Source organism: Trujillonella endophytica (genome assembly GCF_900110555.1).
GTDB classification, from domain to species: domain Bacteria; phylum Actinomycetota; class Actinomycetes; order Mycobacteriales; family Geodermatophilaceae; genus Trujillonella; species Trujillonella endophytica.
The window spans coordinates 221063-238700 of record NZ_FOEE01000005.1 but is presented as its reverse complement, the minus strand read 5'-3'; the positions used below and the strand labels follow the sequence as shown (position 1 = coordinate 238700).

17 protein-coding genes are annotated in these 17638 nt (G+C 74.6%); 9 read left to right on the top strand and 8 right to left on the bottom strand.

Annotated features, from left to right (window positions below; all coding sequences use genetic code 11):
- Window positions 1-35: 35 nt before the first annotated feature.
- The 3 genes from BMY88_RS10295 (at window position 36) to gcvP (ending at window position 4557) form a co-directional block, all read left to right on the top strand.
- Window positions 36-518 (top strand): bifunctional nuclease family protein, encoded by a 483-nt coding sequence (locus BMY88_RS10295; RefSeq protein ID WP_091942755.1) that lies wholly within the window; start codon window positions 36-38, stop codon window positions 516-518.
- A 302-nt stretch (window positions 519-820) separates the two neighbouring features.
- On the top strand, window positions 821-1390 hold the full coding sequence (locus BMY88_RS10290) for a MerR family transcriptional regulator (protein WP_091942753.1): 570 nt from the start codon (window positions 821-823) through the stop codon (window positions 1388-1390).
- A gap of 170 nt (window positions 1391-1560) precedes the next feature.
- Window positions 1561-4557 (top strand): aminomethyl-transferring glycine dehydrogenase, encoded by a 2997-nt coding sequence (gene gcvP, locus BMY88_RS10285; protein ID WP_091942751.1) that lies wholly within the window; start codon window positions 1561-1563, stop codon window positions 4555-4557.
- A gap of 104 nt (window positions 4558-4661) precedes the next feature.
- Here gcvP and BMY88_RS10280 read toward each other — a convergent pair whose 3' ends face one another.
- Together BMY88_RS10280 and coaA are read right to left on the bottom strand one after the other, a co-directional pair.
- Entirely contained in the window at window positions 4662-4865 is a 204-nt protein-coding gene (locus BMY88_RS10280) for a DUF5999 family protein (RefSeq protein ID WP_091942749.1), read from the bottom strand.
- Between the two features lie 415 nt (window positions 4866-5280).
- Window positions 5281-6240, bottom strand: a complete 960-nt coding sequence (coaA, locus tag BMY88_RS10275) for a type I pantothenate kinase (protein WP_091942747.1) — start codon at window positions 6238-6240, stop codon at window positions 5281-5283.
- Between the two features lie 116 nt (window positions 6241-6356).
- Here coaA and BMY88_RS10270 point away from each other — a divergent pair, with 116 nt between their 5' ends.
- On the top strand, window positions 6357-7157 hold the full coding sequence (locus tag BMY88_RS10270) for a GNAT family N-acetyltransferase (RefSeq protein WP_091942745.1): 801 nt from the start codon (window positions 6357-6359) through the stop codon (window positions 7155-7157).
- Window positions 7158-7167: 10 nt separating this feature from the next.
- Here the strand turns inward: BMY88_RS10270 and BMY88_RS10265 are convergent, their stop codons facing one another.
- On the bottom strand, window positions 7168-7710 hold the full coding sequence (locus BMY88_RS10265) for a YbhB/YbcL family Raf kinase inhibitor-like protein (RefSeq protein WP_091942743.1): 543 nt from the start codon (window positions 7708-7710) through the stop codon (window positions 7168-7170).
- Window positions 7711-7867: 157 nt separating this feature from the next.
- On the opposite strand from BMY88_RS10265, the gene BMY88_RS10260 reads away from it, so the two are divergent.
- Both BMY88_RS10260 and BMY88_RS10255 read left to right on the top strand, forming a co-directional pair.
- Window positions 7868-8629 (top strand): beta-phosphoglucomutase family hydrolase, encoded by a 762-nt coding sequence (locus tag BMY88_RS10260; protein WP_091942741.1) that lies wholly within the window; start codon window positions 7868-7870, stop codon window positions 8627-8629.
- Complete coding sequence (locus BMY88_RS10255; protein WP_091942739.1) at window positions 8626-10989, top strand: glycoside hydrolase family 65 protein; 2364 nt, start codon at window positions 8626-8628, stop codon at window positions 10987-10989. Before BMY88_RS10260 ends, BMY88_RS10255 begins: the two co-directional genes overlap by 4 nt.
- Window positions 10990-11109: 120 nt before the next feature.
- Here the strand turns inward: BMY88_RS10255 and BMY88_RS10250 are convergent, their stop codons facing one another.
- On the bottom strand, window positions 11110-11814 hold the full coding sequence (locus BMY88_RS10250) for a M50 family metallopeptidase (protein ID WP_091942737.1): 705 nt from the start codon (window positions 11812-11814) through the stop codon (window positions 11110-11112).
- 202 nt (window positions 11815-12016) lie between these two features.
- Here BMY88_RS10250 and BMY88_RS10245 point away from each other — a divergent pair, with 202 nt between their 5' ends.
- Entirely contained in the window at window positions 12017-13441 is a 1425-nt protein-coding gene (locus tag BMY88_RS10245) for an alkaline phosphatase PhoX (protein ID WP_091942735.1), read from the top strand.
- 215 nt (window positions 13442-13656) lie between these two features.
- Here the strand turns inward: BMY88_RS10245 and BMY88_RS10240 are convergent, their stop codons facing one another.
- The 3 genes from BMY88_RS10240 to BMY88_RS10230 are packed head-to-tail and all read right to left on the bottom strand — an operon-like array spanning window position 13657 to window position 15518.
- Entirely contained in the window at window positions 13657-14253 is a 597-nt protein-coding gene (locus BMY88_RS10240) for a TIGR03086 family metal-binding protein (RefSeq protein WP_091942733.1), read from the bottom strand.
- 51 nt (window positions 14254-14304) lie between these two features.
- On the bottom strand, window positions 14305-15141 hold the full coding sequence (locus BMY88_RS10235) for a helix-turn-helix domain-containing protein (protein WP_091942731.1): 837 nt from the start codon (window positions 15139-15141) through the stop codon (window positions 14305-14307).
- Between the two features lie 17 nt (window positions 15142-15158).
- Window positions 15159-15518 carry a VOC family protein gene (locus tag BMY88_RS10230; RefSeq protein ID WP_244524574.1) on the bottom strand — a complete coding sequence of 120 codons (360 nt, stop codon included), beginning with the start codon at window positions 15516-15518 and terminating at the stop codon, window positions 15159-15161.
- A 101-nt stretch (window positions 15519-15619) separates the two neighbouring features.
- Between BMY88_RS10230 and BMY88_RS10225 the strand changes: the two genes are divergently transcribed.
- Both BMY88_RS10225 and BMY88_RS10220 read left to right on the top strand, forming a co-directional pair.
- Window positions 15620-16441: an ArsR/SmtB family transcription factor gene (locus BMY88_RS10225; protein WP_244524573.1), complete on the top strand. Its 822-nt coding sequence runs from the start codon at window positions 15620-15622 to the stop codon at window positions 16439-16441.
- 519 nt (window positions 16442-16960) lie between these two features.
- Window positions 16961-17170 carry a hypothetical protein gene (locus BMY88_RS10220; RefSeq protein ID WP_091942729.1) on the top strand — a complete coding sequence of 70 codons (210 nt, stop codon included), beginning with the start codon at window positions 16961-16963 and terminating at the stop codon, window positions 17168-17170.
- 5 nt (window positions 17171-17175) lie between these two features.
- Here BMY88_RS10220 and BMY88_RS10215 read toward each other — a convergent pair whose 3' ends face one another.
- Complete coding sequence (locus BMY88_RS10215; RefSeq protein ID WP_244524572.1) at window positions 17176-17598, bottom strand: hypothetical protein; 423 nt, start codon at window positions 17596-17598, stop codon at window positions 17176-17178.
- Between the last annotated feature and the right edge of the window lie 40 nt (window positions 17599-17638).

The window sequence follows — 17638 nt, the reverse complement described above, 5'->3', positions numbered from 1 at the left end:
CCGACATCCAGCCGTACAGCAGCCGAGGAGTCTCCGTGCAGGAACTGCGTGTCGTCGGGGTCCGGGTCGAGCTGCCCGGCAACCAGCCGATCCTGCTGCTCAAGGAGACGCAGGGGGAGCGGTACCTCCCGATCTGGATCGGGGCGGTCGAGGCCGCCGCCATCGCGTTCGAGCAGCAGGGGGTCCGGCCGGCGCGGCCCATGACCCACGACCTGCTCCGCGACGTCGTCCGCGCGCTCGGCGCGACGCTGGAGGCCGTCAACATCACCGAGATGCGGGACGGGATCTACATCGCCGAGCTCGTCCTCGGCGAGGACCGGGTCGTCAGCGCCCGCCCGTCGGACGCGGTCGCGCTCGCGGTGCGGACCGGTGCGCCGATCTTCGGCGCCGAGTCCTTGCTCGACGAGGTCGGCATCGAGATCCCCGACGAGCAGGAGGACGAGGTCGAGAAGTTCCGCGAGTTCCTCGACCAGATCTCGCCGGAGGACTTCGGGGCCGGTTCCGGCTCCGGCGGCTGACCGACCGGGTACGCCTCGCCCCGCACGCCGGGCGCGAGTCGCCGGACGGGGCCCGTGGGACCTCGTGCGCCTCAGTCTTCCCGCCGGTCACAGGAGTCCCGCGACGGCTTGAGTGCCGACGCCCGGGCGCCGATACCCTCCTTCCGGGTCTTGCGGGGCGACACGCCGCCCCGCTCAGTTGACCCGCCCCAGGGCCCGGCTTACGTTGCACGAACAACACCGGTGTGACACCTGAGGTCAGTGGGTGCAGCGCCGGGGTCGCCGCCCCGACCGGGGGCGGGACACGGAGGAGGGACGCCGACGTGAGCGACCAGAGCAACGGCTCCCAGGGTCAGCTCTTCAGTGACGCCGCGGTGGGCGCCCCCTCCTACGACGAGGTCGACACCGACCTCGTCGGCTACCGGGGCCCGACCGCCTGCGCCGCCGCGGGGATCACCTACCGCCAGCTGGACTACTGGGCCCGCACCGGCCTGGTCGCTCCCTCGGTGCGCAGCGCCACCGGCTCGGGCACGCAGCGGCTCTACTCCTTCCGCGACATCCTCGTGCTCAAGGTCGTCAAGCGGCTGCTGGACACCGGGGTCTCCCTGCAGAACATCCGCAAGGCCGTCGACCACCTGCGCAACCGCGGGATCAAGGACCTGGCCAACGTCACCCTCTTCTCCGACGGCGCCACCGTGTACGAGTGCACCTCCGCCGAGGAGGTCGTCGACCTGCTCGCCGGCGGTCAGGGCGTCTTCGGCATCGCCGTCTCCGGTGCGCTGCGGGAGCTGTCCGGCGAGCTCGCCGAGCTCCCGGCCGAGCGGCTCGACGGCGCGCCGATGAGCTCCGACGACGAGCTGTCCCTGCGCCGCCGTCGCCGCGCCGCGGGGTAGGGAAGAACCCGTTTCCCCCGGGGATCAGGTGACCTGATCCCCGCGCCTCCTCCCTCACGTCCTGCGGTGGGGGAGGACGCGCCCCGGTGAGGGAGGACGCTCCGCAGCGCCGTGGGAGGACGCTCCGCAGCGCCGTGGGACGACGACCGGCCGCTGGTAGCGTCGCTGCAATGGCGGACGCTGCTCCTGGCCCCCTCCCAACGCTCCGGGCGCTGAGCCCGGCCGGCTCGTTCGCCGCGCGGCACATCGGCCCGCGCCCGGCCGAGACCGCCGAGATGCTCGCCACCATCGGCCACGACTCGCTGCGGTCGCTGGTCGACGCCACCGTTCCCGAGGGCGTCCGCGACCGCCGGCCGCTGGACCTCCCGGCCGCGGCCGACGAGTCCGCCGTCCTCGCGGCACTGCGCGAGCGGGCCGAGGCCAACGAGGTCTTCAGCTCGATGATCGGCCTCGGTTACTCGGGCACGGTGACGCCTGCGGTCATCCAGCGGGTCATCCTCGAGAACCCGGCCTGGTACACCGCCTACACGCCCTACCAGCCCGAGATCAGCCAGGGCCGGCTCGAGGCGCTGCTGAACTTCCAGACGATGGTCGCCGACCTCACCGGGCTGCCGGTCGCGGGCGCCTCGATGCTCGACGAGGCCACGGCCGCGGCCGAGGCGATGACCCTGGTGCGCCGGGCCGGCCGGGCGAAGGCGGACGCGGTCTTCGTCGTGGACGCCGACACCCTGCCGCAGACCCTCGCCGTGCTGCGCACCCGCGCCGAGCCGCTGGGCATCGGGCTGCACGTGGCCGACCTCTCCGGCGGCTGGCCCGACGACCTGCCCGAGGCCGGCGCCTTCGGCGTCCTGCTCTCCTTCCCGGGCGCCGGCGGCGCCGTCCGCGACCACCGGGCCCTGGCCGCCGCGGCGCACGAGGCCGGGGCCGCCGTCGTCGTGGCCGCCGACCTGCTGGCCCTGACCCTGCTCGAGGCGCCGGGGGAGTGGGGAGCCGACGTCGCCTGCGGCAGCACCCAGCGCTTCGGCGTCCCGCTCGGCTTCGGCGGGCCGCACGCGGGCTACCTGTCGGTCCGCGAGGGCCTGGCCCGGCAGCTGCCCGGGCGGCTGGTGGGCGTCTCGGTCGACGCCGACGGCGCCGTCGCCTACCGCCTGGCCCTGCAGACCCGCGAGCAGCACATCCGCCGGGAGAAGGCGACCAGCAACATCTGCACCGCCCAGGTGCTGCTGGCCGTGATGGCCGGCGCCTACGCCGTCTACCACGGCCCGGACGGCCTGACGGCGATCGCGGCGCGGGTGCACCGCAGCGCCGTCGTCCTCGCCGGCTGGTTGCGGGCTGGTGGCCTCGAGGTCGCGCACGAGGCGTTCTTCGACACGCTGACCGTCGCGGTCCCGGGCCGGGCCGCCGACGTGGTCGCCGCCGCCGCGCAGCGGCGGATCAACCTGCGCCTGGTGGACGCCGACACCGTCGCCGTCGCCTGCGACGAGACGACGACGCCGGAGATCCTGGCGCTGGTCGCCGAGGCCTTCGGGGTACCGGGCGACCCGGACGCCGCGCGGGACGACGACGGCGCGGACGCCCTGCCGGCCGGGCTCCGCCGCCGCACCCCGTTCCTGACCCATCCGGTCTTCTCCGCGCACCGCTCGGAGACCGCGCTGATGCGCTACCTGCGCTCGCTGTCGGACAAGGACCTGGCGCTGGACCGCACGATGATCCCGCTGGGCTCGTGCACCATGAAGCTCAACTCGGCCGTCGAGATGGCCGCCATCACCTGGCCCGAGTTCGCCGGCATCCACCCCTTCGCCCCGGCCGGGCAGACCGCCGGGTACCGCCGGCTCATCGACGAGCTCTGCGAGGGTCTGGCCGAGATCACCGGCTACGCCGCGGTCAGCGTGCAGCCCAACGCCGGATCGCAGGGCGAGTTCGCCGGGCTGATGGCCATCCGCGGCTACCACCACGCCCGCGGAGAGGCCTTCCGCGACGTCTGCCTGATCCCCAGCTCCGCGCACGGCACCAACGCCGCCAGCGCGGTCATGGCCGGCATGCGCGTCGTCGTCGTGGCCTGCGACGAGGCAGGCAACGTCGACCTGGCCGACCTGCGCGCCAAGGTGGAGCGGCACGCCGACCGGCTCGCCGCCATCATGATCACCTACCCGTCGACGCACGGGGTGTTCGAGACCGAGGTGCAGGAGATCTGCGCCGCGGTGCACGACGCCGGCGGCCAGGTCTACGTCGACGGCGCCAACCTCAACGCGATGGTCGGGCTCGCCCGGCCCGGCCGGTTCGGCTCCGACGTCAGCCACCTGAACCTGCACAAGACCTTCTGCATCCCGCACGGCGGTGGCGGCCCGGGCGTGGGGCCGATCGGCGTCCGCGAGCACCTGGTGCCGTTCCTCCCCGGCCACCCGCTGGTCGACACCGGCGCGCAGGGACCGGCCGTGTCGGCCGCCCCGTGGGGCTCGGCGGGCATCCTGCCGATCTCCTGGGCCTACCTGCGGCTGATGGGCCCGGACGGGCTCCAGCGCGCCACCGAGCACGCGATCCTCGGCGCCAACTACCTCGCCGCGCGGCTGCGCGAGCACTTCCCGGTGCTCTACACCGGTCGCGACGGGCTGGTCGCCCACGAGTGCATCCTCGACATCCGGCCGCTCACCAAGGCCACCGGCGTCACCAACGACGACATCGCCAAGCGGCTGGTCGACTTCGGTTTCCACGCCCCGACGATGAGCTTCCCGGTGGCCGGGACGCTGATGGTCGAGCCCACCGAGAGCGAGGACAAGCGCGAGCTCGACCGGTTCGTCGAGGCGATGGTCGCCATCCGCGCGGAGATCGACAAGGTCGCGTCCGGCGAGTACGACCGCGAGGACAACCCGCTGCGCAACGCGCCGCACACCCTCGCGATGGTGGCGGGGGAGTGGGGCCGGCCGTATCCCCGGTCGACGGCGGTGTACCCGGTTCCGGGGCTGGCCGGCCGCGGCTACCTCAGCCCGGTGCGGCGCATCGACCAGGCCTACGGCGACCGCAACCTGGTCTGCTCCTGCCCGTCACCGGAGGCGTTCGCCGAGCCCGAGCCGCCGTCGGCCCCGGTCGGCCGCGTGCCGGGCCGCGGCGAGGGCGCCCCGGACGACCTCGGCACCACCGAGGACGTCGTCGGCGCCGCCCGGGCCTGACTCCGGGTCCCGTGCGGTGGGGCGGCCGGGGTCGGCCGTCCCACCCGGAGACGGCGTCGTCCGGCCCGCGGTGCTCGGCGACCGCCCGGGCCGGTCCGCAGGGCTCAGCCCGCGGCGGCCAGCACCGGCACGAAGTCGCGGTGGTGGGCGACGGCACGACCGTCGGGCAGCAGCTCGCCGTCGTCGTCGAACAGGACGACGCCGTTGCACAGCAGGTTCCAGCCCTGCTCGGGGTGGCTGCTGACCACCGCGGCGAGGTCGCGGTCGTCGCTGGCGGCGTCGGGGCAGGGAGATACGTGATGGCACATGGGGAGGCACTCCCGGTCAGCGGCCCGTGGGGCCGGTGGTGACGATTCGTGTCCGGTCGGTGACCGAACACGGATGAGTGTGCCCTCGATCACTCTCGGAGGGACGGGAGCGCGCCGACGGAGTCACCCGTCCGAGTCGTCGACACCTGCCATGGCGCGACGCGGCGGAACACGCGGACCATGCCGCGGGGCCGCCGTGCGCCCGGTGGTCGACCGTTATCCCCAACAGTGTCGCCGCGGAGCGGCCGGCGGCTCCGGAAACGTGGAGGAGGGAGGCGCCGACGCGGGACCCTGCCGGTGCCTTCCGGTCGTTGCGGGTCCTGCGGCGCCCGCAACGACCGGAGAACACCGGCAAGGCGGTGGGGACGGCGGGACGGCCGGGACGGCGGGAGGGCCGCGACGGCGGTGCGGCCGCTCAGATCTTGCGCAGCAGGACCCGGCGCACCGAGTGGTCGGCGGCCTTCTGCAGCACCGCGCGCGCCCGGGACCGGGTCGGCACGATGTTCTCCCGCAGGTTCGGCACGTTGACCGACCGCCAGATCTCCAGCGCGGTCTGCCGGGCCTGCTCGTCGCTGAGGTCGGCGAAGCGGTGGAAGTAGGCGCTGGTGTCGGCGAACGCGGTCCGGCGCAGCGCGAGGAACCGCTCGACGTACCACTCCTGGATGTCGCTCTCGGCCGCGTCGACGTAGACGGAGAAGTCGAAGAAGTCGGAGAGGAAGACCTCCGGGGCCCGGCCGTCGGCGCGGCGGCCCGCCTGGAGCACGTTGAGCCCCTCGAGCACGAGGATGTCGGGCCGGTCGACGTCCTGGGTGGCGTCGTCCACGACGTCGTAGGAGGAGTGCGAGTACAGCGGCGCGCTCACCCGGCCGCGACCGCTCTTCACCTCGGAGAGGAAGCGGATCAGCGCGCGCCGGTCGTAGCTCTCGGGAAAGCCCTTGCGGCCCAGCAGCCCGCGGGCCTCCAGGACGGCGTTGGGCAGCAGGAAGCCGTCGGTGGTGACCAGGTCGACCCGGGGGGCGCCGGGCCCGGCGGCCAGGAGGGTCTGCAGCAGCCGGGCGGTGGTGCTCTTGCCCACCGCGACGCTGCCGGCCACCGCGATGACGTAGGGCACCTTGGCGCTGGCGTCGCCGAGGAACCGGTTGCGGGCCTCCCACAGCCCGCGGCTGGCCTCCACGTGCAGGTTCAGCAGCCCCGCCAGCGGCAGGTAGACGGTCGCCACCTCGTCGAGGTCGATCCGGTCGCCGAGGCTCTTGAGGGAGGCGAGCTCGCGCTCGTCGAGGGGGAGCGCCGAGCCTGCGGCCAGCGCTCGCCACGAGGCGCGGTCGAACACCGCGTAGGGCGAGATGGCCCGCGTTCCTGCCGTCACGCCACTCATCGTGCCGTCCGCCGGTGGGGGACCCGCGCGCCGGGTCACCCGACGGGGGTGGGGCCGCGCGCACGGACGGGTGCGGACCGGCCCCGGCGCGCGCCCCGGCGTCTACTGTCGGCCGCGTGCGGAGCTCCGGGCTGGTCGACTGCATCGAGCAGTACCACGCCGCCGCGCCGCTGCACGACGGGCGGATCGAGGCGGTGGGCGGGCTCGACGTCCCGGTCGTCGGCCCCACGTGGCCCTACCCGGCGCGCCCGCGGCCCGGCGGGGGAGCGGTGACCGTCGACGACGTCCGCGCGGCGATGGCGCTCCAGGCGGAGTCGGGGCTGCCGGTGGCCCTGGAGTGGATCTGGGAGCGGTCCGCCGGGACGGCCGCTGCCGCCCGCGGCGCCGGCCTCACCGTCGAGTACCTGCCGCTGCTGGTGCTCGACGACCCGGTGGAGCTGCTGCTGCCGCACGGCGTCCGGCTGTACCTGGTCGGCGCCGAGGACCCGCAGCTGCCGCGCTACCAGCGCCTGGCCGAGCTCGCCTTCGCCACCCCGGCCTCGGCGTCCGGCGGCGCCACGGTCGTGGAGGAGCGCGTCGAGGCCAACCCGCGCACCGACGTGCTGCGCGAGCGGATCGCCACCGGCCGCACCGTGATGATGGTCGCCGTCGAGGGCGGCGAGCCGGTGGCCGTCGGCTCGCACCACCCGCTGGACCTCGACGGCACCGAGACCAGCGAGATCACCGGGGTGGCCACGCTGCCCCGGCTGCGCGGCCGCGGGCTCGGCGCGGGGCTGACGTCGGCGCTGGCCGAGCACGCCCGCGAGACCGCAGACCTGGTGTTCCTCACCGCCGGCGATGACGACGTGGCCCGGGTCTACGAGCGGGTCGGCTTCGCGTGGGTCGGCACGACCGGCGTCGCCGACCTGCCTCTCTAGGCGGGGCCCGTCACTGCTCGTAGGTCGCGACGAGCGTGGCGCGGGCCAGGGTGTGGCTGAACAGGGTGAACCCGTGGAAGGCCGGTGAGGCGTCGGCCGGCACGCCCAGGTCCTCGGTGTCCAGCGCGTGCACCACGACGAAATAGCGGTGCGGCCCGTGGCCGGCCGGGGGAGCGGCTCCGACGTAGCAGCGGAAGCCCGCGTCGTTGCGCAGCTGGTACGCGCCGGCGGGCAGACCGGCGCCGTCCTGGCTGCCGGCGCCCGAGGGCAGCGAGGTCACCGAGGCGGGGATCGCGGTGACGATCCAGTGCCAGAAGCCGCTGACGGTCGGGGCGTCGGGGTCGAAGACGGTGACGGCGAACCCGCGGGTCCCCTCGGGGAAGCCCGACCACGACAGCTGGGGGGACCGGTCCTCGCCACCGGCGCCCATCACGCCGCTGACCTGCGGCATCGCCAGGGACTCCCCGTCGCGGACGTCGGTGCTCGTCACCTGGAACGACGGCACCGCCGGCAGGAAGTCGTAGGGGCTGGGCGGCACGGGGCGGTCGGGCATGGGGGTCCTCTCCTCGCAGGTCGGCGTGCGGACGCCGGGATCGGCCGGGTCGTCCCCGGCCGACGATAGGGAGCCGGGAGCCCGCGCGCGCGTCGTCGCGTCGCGGTCGGATCGGTTCGACCCGCCACGCGGTCGGGCGCGCCGGTAGCGTCGCAGCGTGCTCGGACTCCCGGACGGCATCAGGGCCTGCCTCTTCGACATGGACGGCGTCCTGACCAGGACCGCGACCGTCCACATGGCCGCGTGGAAGCGCACGTTCGACGAGTTCCTGAGAGCCCGGGATCCGGGCGCGCGGGAGTTCAGCCAGGACGACTACAACCGCTTCGTCGACGGCAAGCCGCGCGCCGACGGCGTCCGCGACTTCCTCGCCGGCCGGGGCATCACGCTGCCCGAGGGCACGGCGGACGACGGCCCGGACGCCGCCACGGTGCACGGCGTCGGCCAGCGCAAGAACGTGCTCCTGCTGCGCGAGCTCGACGAGCACGGCGTCGACGTCTATCCCGGCTCCCTGCGTTTCCTCGAGGCCGCGCGGGCCGCGGGCCTGGCGACCGCCGTCGTCACCGCGTCGGCCAACGGCGAGCAGGTCGTGGCGGCCGGTGGCTTCGGTCCCCTGATCGACGCGCGGGTGGACGGCGTGGTCGCGGCGGCCGAGGGGCTGCGCGGCAAGCCGGCCCCGGACACCTTCCTCGCCGGCGCGCGGGCGCTGGGGGTGGAACCGGCGCAGGCGGTCGTCTTCGAGGACGCCCTGGCCGGGGTCGCCGCGGGCCGCGCGGGGGCCTTCGGGTACGTGGTGGGGGTGGACCGCGTCGGGCAGGCCGAGGCGCTGCGGCGGGGCGGCGCCGACGTCGTCGTCCAGGATCTCGCCGACCTGCTCGACGGAACCGACGGAGGACCGGCCATGACGGAGGACCGCACGTGACCGAGGGCCGGGCCACCTTCCCGATCGAGCCGTGGGCGCTGACCGAGATCGGTCTCGACCACGCCTCGCTGGCCACGCACGAGTCGGTGTTCGCGCTGGCCAACGGGCACATCGGGATGCGCGGGTCGTTCGAGGAGGGCGAGCCCGTCGTCGTCCCGGGCACCTACCTGAACGGCTTCTTCGAGGAGCGTCCCCTGCCCTACGCCGAGGCCGGCTACGGCTTTCCGGAGCAGGGCCAGACCGTGGTCAACGTGACCGACGGCAAGCTGATCCGGCTGCTGGTCGGCGACACCCCGCTGGACCTGGCCTACGGCACGATCGTCGACCACCGCCGGACCCTCGACCTGCGCCGCGGGGTGCTGCGCCGGGTCACCGAGTGGCGCTCGCCCAACGGGCGCACCGTGAAGGTCACGAGCACCCGGCTGGTGTCGCTGAGCCGGCGGTCCATCGCGGCCATCGAGTACGCGGTCGAGTGCACCGACGACCGGGGCGACCTGTACGTGGCGCTGCAGTCGGACCTGCTGGCCAACGAGCCGGTCGACAGCGGCTCCGAGGGCGAGGACCCGCGGGCCGCCGCGGCCCTGCGCCGGCCGCTGGTCTCGGAGCTGGCGGTGGGCCGCGGTCAGCGCGCGGTGCTGGTGCACCGGACCTCGCGCAGCGGGCTGCGGATGGCCGCCGGCATGGACCACGTCGTCGACGTCCCCGACACCGCGACCGAGGACATGGAGGCGGGGGAGGACCTGGCCCGGTTCACCCTCGCCGCCCGCCTGCCGCAGGGCCGCGGGCTCAAGCTGGTGAAGTACCTCGCCTACGGGTGGTCCTCGCGGCGCTCGGCCCCGGCGCTGCGCGACCAGGTCGAGGGCGCGCTGGCGACGGCGAAGCTGGCCGGCTTCGAGCGCCTGCTGAGCGAGCAGAAGCAGGTGCTCGACGAGTACTGGGCGCAGGCCGACGTCGAGGTGGAGGGCGACGACGAGCTGCAGCAGGCGGTGCGCGTGGGCATGTTCCACGTCCTCCAGGCGGGGTTGCGCGCCGAGCGGCAGCCCATCCCCGCCAAGGGCCTCACCGGGCCCGGCTACGACGGGCACACGTTCTGGGACACCGAGACCTACGTGCTGCCGGTGCTGACCTACACCGCGCCGCACGCCGCCCGGGACGCGCTGCGCTGGCGGCACTCGACCCTGGAACTGGCCCGCGAGCGGGCCCGGGTGCTCGGTCGCCACGGCGCGGCGTTCCCGTGGCGGACCATCCGGGGAGAGGAGACCTCCGGCTACTGGCCGGCCGGGACGGCGGCCTTCCACATCAACGCCGACATCGCCGACGCCGTCGTCCGGTACTGGCACGCCACCGGGGACGAGGAGTTCGACCGCGACTTCGGGGCCGAGCTGCTCATCGAGACGGCCCGGCTGTGGGCCTCGCTCGGGCACTTCGACAGCGAGGACGGCTTCCGCATCGACGGGGTCACCGGGCCCGACGAGTACACGGCGGTCGTGGACAACAACGTCTACACGAACCTCATGGCGCAGCGGAACCTGCGGGAGGCGGCCAAGGCGGTGGCCCGGCAGCCCGACGTCGCCGGCCGGCTGGAGGTCACCGACGACGAGGTGGCGGTCTGGGAGCGGGCCGCCCGGCTGATGCGCATCCCCTTCGACGCCCGCCTCGGCGTGCACATGCAGTCGGACGCCTTCACCCACCACGAGGAGTGGGACTTCGAGACCACCCCGGCGTCGAGCTACCCGCTGCTGCTGAACTACCCGTACTTCGAGATCTACCGCAAGCAGGTGATCAAGCAGGCCGACCTGGTGATGGCCCTGCACCTGCGCGGGGACGCCTTCACCCAGGAGGAGAAGGCCGCCGACTTCGCCTACTACGAGGCGCGGACCGTCCGCGACTCGTCGCTGTCGGCGGCGCAGCAGGCGGTGGTGGCGGCCGAGACCGGGCACCTCGAGCTCGCCTACGACTACTGGGCCGAGGCCACCCTCACCGACGTCCAGAACCTGCACGGCAACTCCGGGCACGGCCTGCACATCGCCTCGATGGCCGGCGGGTGGACCGTCGCCGTCGCCGGCTTCGGGGGGATGCGCGACCACGACGGGCGGCTGCTGTTCGCCCCGCGGCTGCCACCCCGGCTGACCCGGCTGCGGTTCCGGGTGGTCTACCAGGGCCGGATCCTCGAGGTGGAGGTCGGCACGGAGAAGACCAGCTACCGGCTGGTGGAGGGCGAGCCGCTCGACGTCCACCACCACGGACGGCGGATCACCATCGGCGACGGCGACTGCGTCCTGGACATCCCGCCGGCGCCCGAGGTGACGCCGGTACGCCAGCCGCCCGGCGCGGCCCCCCGCCGCCGCGCGCGCGCCTGACCCGAGGGGCGCGACGGCGCCAAGCTGGGCAGAAGCGCGAAATTGCCCCGGGGCGGAAGCGCGAAATTGCCCCGGGGCGGAAGCGCGGAATTGCCCCGGGGCGGAAGCGCGGAATTGCCCTCAGCGGAGCAGCCACCAGGCGCCGAGGGCGAGGCAGGCGAGGTCCACGACGAGCAGCACCCCGACCCACGCCAGGGCCGGCAGGCCGGTGAGGCGGGCCAGCTGGTCGGCGTCGGAGTCCCGGGCGCCCCGCCGCCGCCGGGTGCGCTGCAGCTCGAGCACGGCCTTCGGCGCGCCCAGCAGCAGGAACCACGTCAGGGCCGCGGCGAAGACGGCCTGCCCGGCCGGCGGCAGCCACCAGGTCGCCGCGAACACCGCCGCGCCGGTGGCGAGGACCGACCACAGCCCGTACCAGTTGCGGATCTGCACCAACAGGAGCCCGAGCAGGGCCAGCAGCGCCCAGAGCAGCCCGACGGCGTGCCCGGCAGCGAGCAGCGCGGCGGCGCCGAGGCCGAACAGCGCCGGGCCGGTGTAGCCGGCGGCGCAGGTCGCCACCATGCCCGGCCCCGACGGCCGCCCGGCGGAGACGGTCAGCCCGGAGGTGTCGGAGTGCAGCCGGATCCCGGCCAGCCGTCGGCCGACGACGAGCGCGACCAGGCCGTGCGCGCCCTCGTGGGCGATCGTCAGCACGCCGCGGGCCGGACGCCAGAGCGCGGGGGAGAGGACGACGAGCAGGGCGAGCGCTGCGGCGAGCAGCACCCACTCCGGGGGCAGCTCGTCCACCGGCGTGGTGACGCGGGCCCAGAACCGGCCGAGGACCTCCACGGTCGGTTCTCCCTCCGGACGCCGGCTCTGGTCGCTGCCCAGGGTCCCAGACCGGTTCCCGTCGCCGCGCAAGCAGTAACCGTTATCCCCAAGACTGTCGCGGCACGAGCCGCTGCCAAGAACCAGCGACGACGGACCAACCCCCGCACCGACCGGACCGGGCTACCCTCGCCGCCGCGGTCGCTGAGCTGACGGAGGTGCCGTGTCCCGGTCGTCCGACGCCACCGGCCCGGCGCTGTCGCGGCGGTCCTTCCTGGCCGGAGCGGCGGCCGGCGCCGGGGTCCTGCTGGTCGGCTGCGGCGCGTCGCGCGACCCGGGCCGGGCAGCGACCTCGTCGGCGGCCACCGGGGAAGCGGCGACCGGGGGAGCGGCGGCACCGGGGTACGGGCCGCTCGTCGAGGACCCCCGCGGCCTGCTGGCGCTGCCCGCCGGGTTCCGCTACCGGGTCCTGGCCCGGGAGGGCGAGACCCGCCTGGACACCGGCGAGCCCGCCCCCTCGGACCCCGACGGCGCGGCCGCCTTCGCGGCTTCCGACGGGGAGGGGACCGTGCTGGTGGTGAACCACGAGGTCGGCGGCGACGAGCCGCACCCCGTGCCGCACGTCGCGGGGCTGGTCTACGACGAGGCGGCCTACGGCGGGACGACGACGATGCTGCTCGGCCCGGACGGCGAGGTCCGATCGCACACGGTGAGCCTGGCCGGCACCCGCACCAACTGCGCGGGCGGCCGGACCCCCTGGGAGACGTGGCTCAGCTGCGAGGAGACCGAGGAGATCCTGGGGAAGCCGCACGGCTACGTGTTCGAGGTCGATCCCTTCGACCCGGCGGCGAACCGCGACCCGCGGCCGGTCGCCGCGCTCGGTCGGTTCGCGCACGAGGCCGTCGTCGTCGACCCCGAGGCCGACGTCCTCTATCTCACCGAGGACGCCGTCGAGCCCAACGGATCGCTCTACCGCTGGGTGGCGCCGGCCGACGCCCGGCCCCTCGGGCGCGGCTCGCTGCGGCGGCTGGCGCCCGACGCCGGGGTGCTGGAGGCGCTGCGCGCCACCACGGACGACGGGCGGCACGTGCCCGACCTCTCCGCCGCCACGGAGCCGGGCACCGCCTACCGGGTCGAGTGGGTGCCGGTGCCCGACCGGGACGCGGTGACCACCCCGGTCCGGCGGCAGCTCGCCGACGACCGGATCACCCGCGCCCACAAGCTGGAGGGCGCCTGGTGGGCCGACGGCGGGGCGTACGTCGTGTCGTCCTACGCCCGCGCCGACGACGGCAGCGCGACCGAGCACGACGGCCAGGTGTGGTTCCTCGACCCCCGCGCCGGGACGCTGACCCTCCGCCTGCGTTTTGCCCGGGCGGTGGACGCCGACGCCCCGGGCGAGGGGCCCGACAACATCACGCTCTCGCCGCACGGCGGGGTGCTGATCGCCGAGGACGGGCTGGGCGCCGTCCACCTGCTCGGCGCCACCGAGGCCGGCGAGGTGTACCCGCTGGCGCGCTGTGACGTCGCGGGGGAGCGGACCGAGTTCTGCGGCCCCGTCTTCGCTCCCGACGGCCGCGCACTGTTCGCCAACGTGCAGGGCCCGGGGTGCACCTTCCTCGTGGAGGGGCCGTTCGACCGGCTCGCCTGAGGACGCGCCGTCAGCTGCGCCGGGTGCGGTGCCGGAACACCCAGGAGGCCGCCGACCGAGACGACGAGCACCCCGGTGCACCACGCGAGCGCGAGTCCGCCGGCAGAGCCGACCCCGTACCGGTCAGCAGGCCGAGGGGGACGAGGTCCTGGTCGTCTCCGGCCTGATGCCGATCGGGCACGGGCGGGTAGCCGCTCGTCGCACCGGCGTCCGCGTCACGGCCGCCAGAGGGGATCGCGACCGGACAGCCGCAGCGCCCGCTCCAGCGGCGGCATGCCGTCCTCCACCGGCAGCGGGTCGGCGAACCCGGCGTACTCGCGGAACATCTCGGCGAACTGCTCGACCAGCCCCAGCACGGTGCGCGCGGTCCCGTCGCCGATCTCGATCGTCTGACCGGTGGCCGCGGCCACGTCCCAGCCGTGCAGCACGAGCTCGGCAAGGTTCATCCCGACGACCGCCTCGACGGGCATGGTCGAGCCCCCGCCGAAGTCGACCTCGCCCTGCCACGCGGCGGGCTCCCGCCAGGCGGCCAGCGCCCGGTCGAGCTGCTCGGCGTAGCGCTGCGGCCAGTCCGGCTCGGCGGCGAAGTCGCGGGCGACCAGCTCCTCGGGCAGGTCGGCGCGGCGGGCCCGGTGCTCGAGGCCGTAGGAGGTGTACAGCACCCAGTGGTCCACGAGGGTGCGCAGATCCCACTCGGTGGCCGGGGTGGGGGAGTCCAGGGGTGTCGCGGCGGCGCCACGGGCGACGGCAGTGGCCGCACGGGCGGCGTCGGCGAGGTCGGTGTAGAGGGCTGGCAGCGTCGGCGTCGTCATGCCCTCGATGGTGGCGACGGCGGACGTGCCCGTCTTGTACGAACACGACAGTCAGCGGGCCGAGCGGGCGTACCGCGCCGGTGGCGTCCCGACGGCGGCGGTGAAGTCGCGGACCAGGTGTGCCTGGTCGGTGTAGCCGAGGTCGGTGGCGACGGCGGCCCAGTCGACGTCGCCGGTCAGGGCCCGCTGGGCGACCTCGCGCAGCCGCGCCATGCGGATGACCTGCTTGACCGGCAGGCCGACCGCGTCGGCGAAGGCCCGCTGCAGCCACCGCACGGAGCGGCCGCAGCGCTCGGCCAACTGGTCGACGCGGGTCAGCGAGCGGTCGCGCTCGACGAGTTCGACCGCGGCGTCCAGCTTCGCCTGCTCGTCCGTGCGGCGGCGGGGGAGACCGCGCAGCCACTGCTCGACGAGCGGCCGGGCGGCGGCCAGGTCCGGCGCGGCGCGGATCCCGTCGACGACGGCCGGGGGGAGCGGCAGGAGCTCCCCGGCCGGGACCACCCGGTCGCGCAGCGAGGAGACCGACCGGTCGACCAGGGAGCGGAAGGCCGCCGGGCGGAAGCGGACCGCGGGCACGGCGACCCGCCCGGTGAGACGACGCCGGTAGGTGCCCGACACCGGGCCGGTGACCCAGGCGCCGTCCGGCTCGAAGGAGACGTTCACCGCCGGGTAGGAGAGCACCAGTGACTCGTGCTCCCGGCCGGCCGGCAGGTCCCAGGCCACCCGCCAGTGCACGGCGACCAGGTCGTCGAGATCGGCCGAGGGCTCCAGCCGGTCCACGCGGAAGACGTCGGGCATCGCGCCGGGGGAGAGGATGCCGCGCGTCCCGTCGCCGTCCCCGCCGTCCCCGCCGGTTCCGTCGCTGCTGTTGCCGCCGCTGACGTCCACGGCCGGAACGGTACGACTCAGCGGGTCGTCGTCAGGTTCACCACGTTGCCGTCGGGATCGCGGACGTGGGCGACCCGCTGCCCCCAGGGCATGTCGTTGGGCGGCCCCGAGGTCGCACCGCCGAGCTCCTCGACCCGCGCGAGGGTCGCATCGACGTCGGCCACCTCGATGCTCAGCAGTATCCGGCCGGACTCGGCGGGGACGTCGTCCTCCGCCACTATGCCGAGGTCGGAGTCGCCGATGCGCAGGCCCTGGTAGAACACCGGGCCCTCGGGCGGGTGGCGGTCGGTGGTCTCGGCGCCGGCCACCCCTTCGTAGAAGCGGACCAGGCGGTCGAGGTCGCGGGTGACGAGCATGGGCTGGACGGCGCTGGGCACGGTGCTCCTCCGGTCGGGGTCGGACGCAGGTCCGACCGCGGTCGGGCGGCGAACTCATCGGCACCTTGCGACATGCAGGTGTTTGCCTGCATGATGAGGCGGTGACCGGGGGAGCGGGCGACCTGGACGTCGTCTTCAAGGCGCTGGCGGACCCCACCCGCCGGCTCCTGCTGGACCGGCTGAAGCGGTGCAACGGCCAGACGCTAGGGGAGCTCTGCGCCGAGCTCTCCATGACGCGCCAGTCCGCGACCCAGCACCTGGACCTGCTGGAGCGGGCCGGCCTGGTGGCCGTCGTCCGCCGGGGGCGGGAACGGCTGCACTATCTGGACCCGGGGCCGATCTCCGAGATCGAGCAGCGGTGGATCTCCGCCTTCGACCGGCCCCGGCTGCACGCGATCCGCGCCATCAAGGAGAGGGCAGAGGAGGACGCCATGACCGAGCAGACCGCACACGACCCCGACGCCGGCGCCGTGCCGACCTACGTCTACGTCACCTACATCCGTGCCTCGGCGGAGCAGGTGTGGCACGCCCTGACCGACGCCGACCTGACCGCGACCTACTGGGGCCACGCGAACGTGTCGGACTGGCGACCGGGCTCGATCTGGGAGCACCGGCGGACCGACGGCTCGGGCGCCGTGGACGCCGGCGGTCGGGTCCTGGAGGTCGAGCCGCCCACACGGCTCGTGGTGACCTTCGGCGAGCCCGAGGAGTCGCCGGAGACGGCGTCGCGGGTGACGTTCCTCGTCGAGGAGCACGACGGCATCGTGCGGCTGACCGTGACCCACGAGCGGCTGGCCGACGGCACGGCGCTCGACGAGGTGTCGCACGGCTGGCCGGCGGTGCTGGCCAACCTCAAGTCGCTGCTGGAGACCGGGGAGGCGTTGCCGGTCCCGCCGTGGGAGATGCCTGCGGCGACCGGCTGAGCTCTCCGAGAGGGGCGGCACTGCCGGCGAGTTGACATAATGTGCATTATCGGCGGACGAGATGACGCCGGGGAGAGTGGCGCTGACGGCCGAACGCCGCCCAGTTGATCATCGTCGACTGGCTGCCCTACTCGGCGCGTCGCGCAGCCACCTGCCGATGATCACGACCGCCGGACCCGACCCCGTTGTTGATCATCGGCAGATGGCTGCACCTCCCGGCGCGTCGAACAACCACCTGCCGATGATCACCTCCGCCGGCCGCCACCCACGACCGCCGCCACCTCCACCCCGAAGTTGATCATTGGCGACTGGTTGCCCCACTCGGCGCGCCAGCCAGCCACCTGCCGATGATCGACAACGAACTCCTCCGGTGGGACGCCGACAGAGCCCCACCAGGCCCCGCAGGAGCCACTTCCCCGCACCCAGTGACACCCCAGTAGTTCCGTCACTGTGACGGATCTAGGGATGAATGGCAGGACCCGGTGGGCGCCGCGGCGGCGACCTCAATAGGCTCGGAGCATGCACCTCCGCCGACCCGTCGCCGCCGTCCTGACCGCCCTCGCCCTGTTCGGGGGTGGCGCCACGCTGACCGGTTGCGAGGCCGCCGGGAGCGACCAACGAGACGGGACGACGGACGACGAGGTCAACCAGGGTCCTGGCCCGGGGCCGAACTACACCGACCCGGAGCGCGAGATCGAGGAGGGCGAGGACCACCAGGACCCGGACTGATCGGCTCAGCCGGCGCGCTCGTTGACCCACAGCCGGTCGAGCCGGCCGGTCGAGTGCACGAGCTCGGCGAGCGAGCGCTCGAGCTCGGCCTTGGTCGGCCGCTCGCTCAGCAGGGTCTGCACGTCCTCGAGCGCGCAGCGGAGCTGGTACAGCCGGTCCTGCAGCCCGTCCAGCTCCGCCCGGGTCACCAGGACGACGTCGCCGGACAGCCCGGCCTTCGCGGTGGCGTTGCGCTGCTCGTAGGCCCGCTGGCGGCACGCCTGCCCGCAGTACAGCCGCGGCCGGCCGACCGAGCTCTGCTGCGGCAGCACCCGGCGGCACCAGCCGCACCGGCGCTCGGCGCTGCTCCCCCGGCGCGACACCGGGCCACCGTCGGACTCCCGGACCTCGGCGTCGAGGACGACGGCGGACCCCTGCTGTTCTGCCACGGGAGGCACGGTAGACGGCGGGGCGGACAGGTTCGGGGAA

Coding starts and splice junctions, on each gene's coding strand:
- gcvP (WP_091942751.1), top strand. CDS start 1,561: ATGGCGGACGCTGCTCCTGGCCCCCTCCCAACGCTCCGGGCGCTGAGC.
- BMY88_RS10280 (WP_091942749.1), bottom strand. CDS start 4,865: ATGTGCCATCACGTATCTCCCTGCCCCGACGCCGCCAGCGACGACCGC.
- coaA (WP_091942747.1), bottom strand. CDS start 6,240: ATGAGTGGCGTGACGGCAGGAACGCGGGCCATCTCGCCCTACGCGGTG.
- BMY88_RS10265 (WP_091942743.1), bottom strand. CDS start 7,710: ATGCCCGACCGCCCCGTGCCGCCCAGCCCCTACGACTTCCTGCCGGCG.
- BMY88_RS10240 (WP_091942733.1), bottom strand. CDS start 14,253: ATGACGACGCCGACGCTGCCAGCCCTCTACACCGACCTCGCCGACGCC.
- BMY88_RS10220 (WP_091942729.1), top strand. CDS start 16,961: ATGCACCTCCGCCGACCCGTCGCCGCCGTCCTGACCGCCCTCGCCCTG.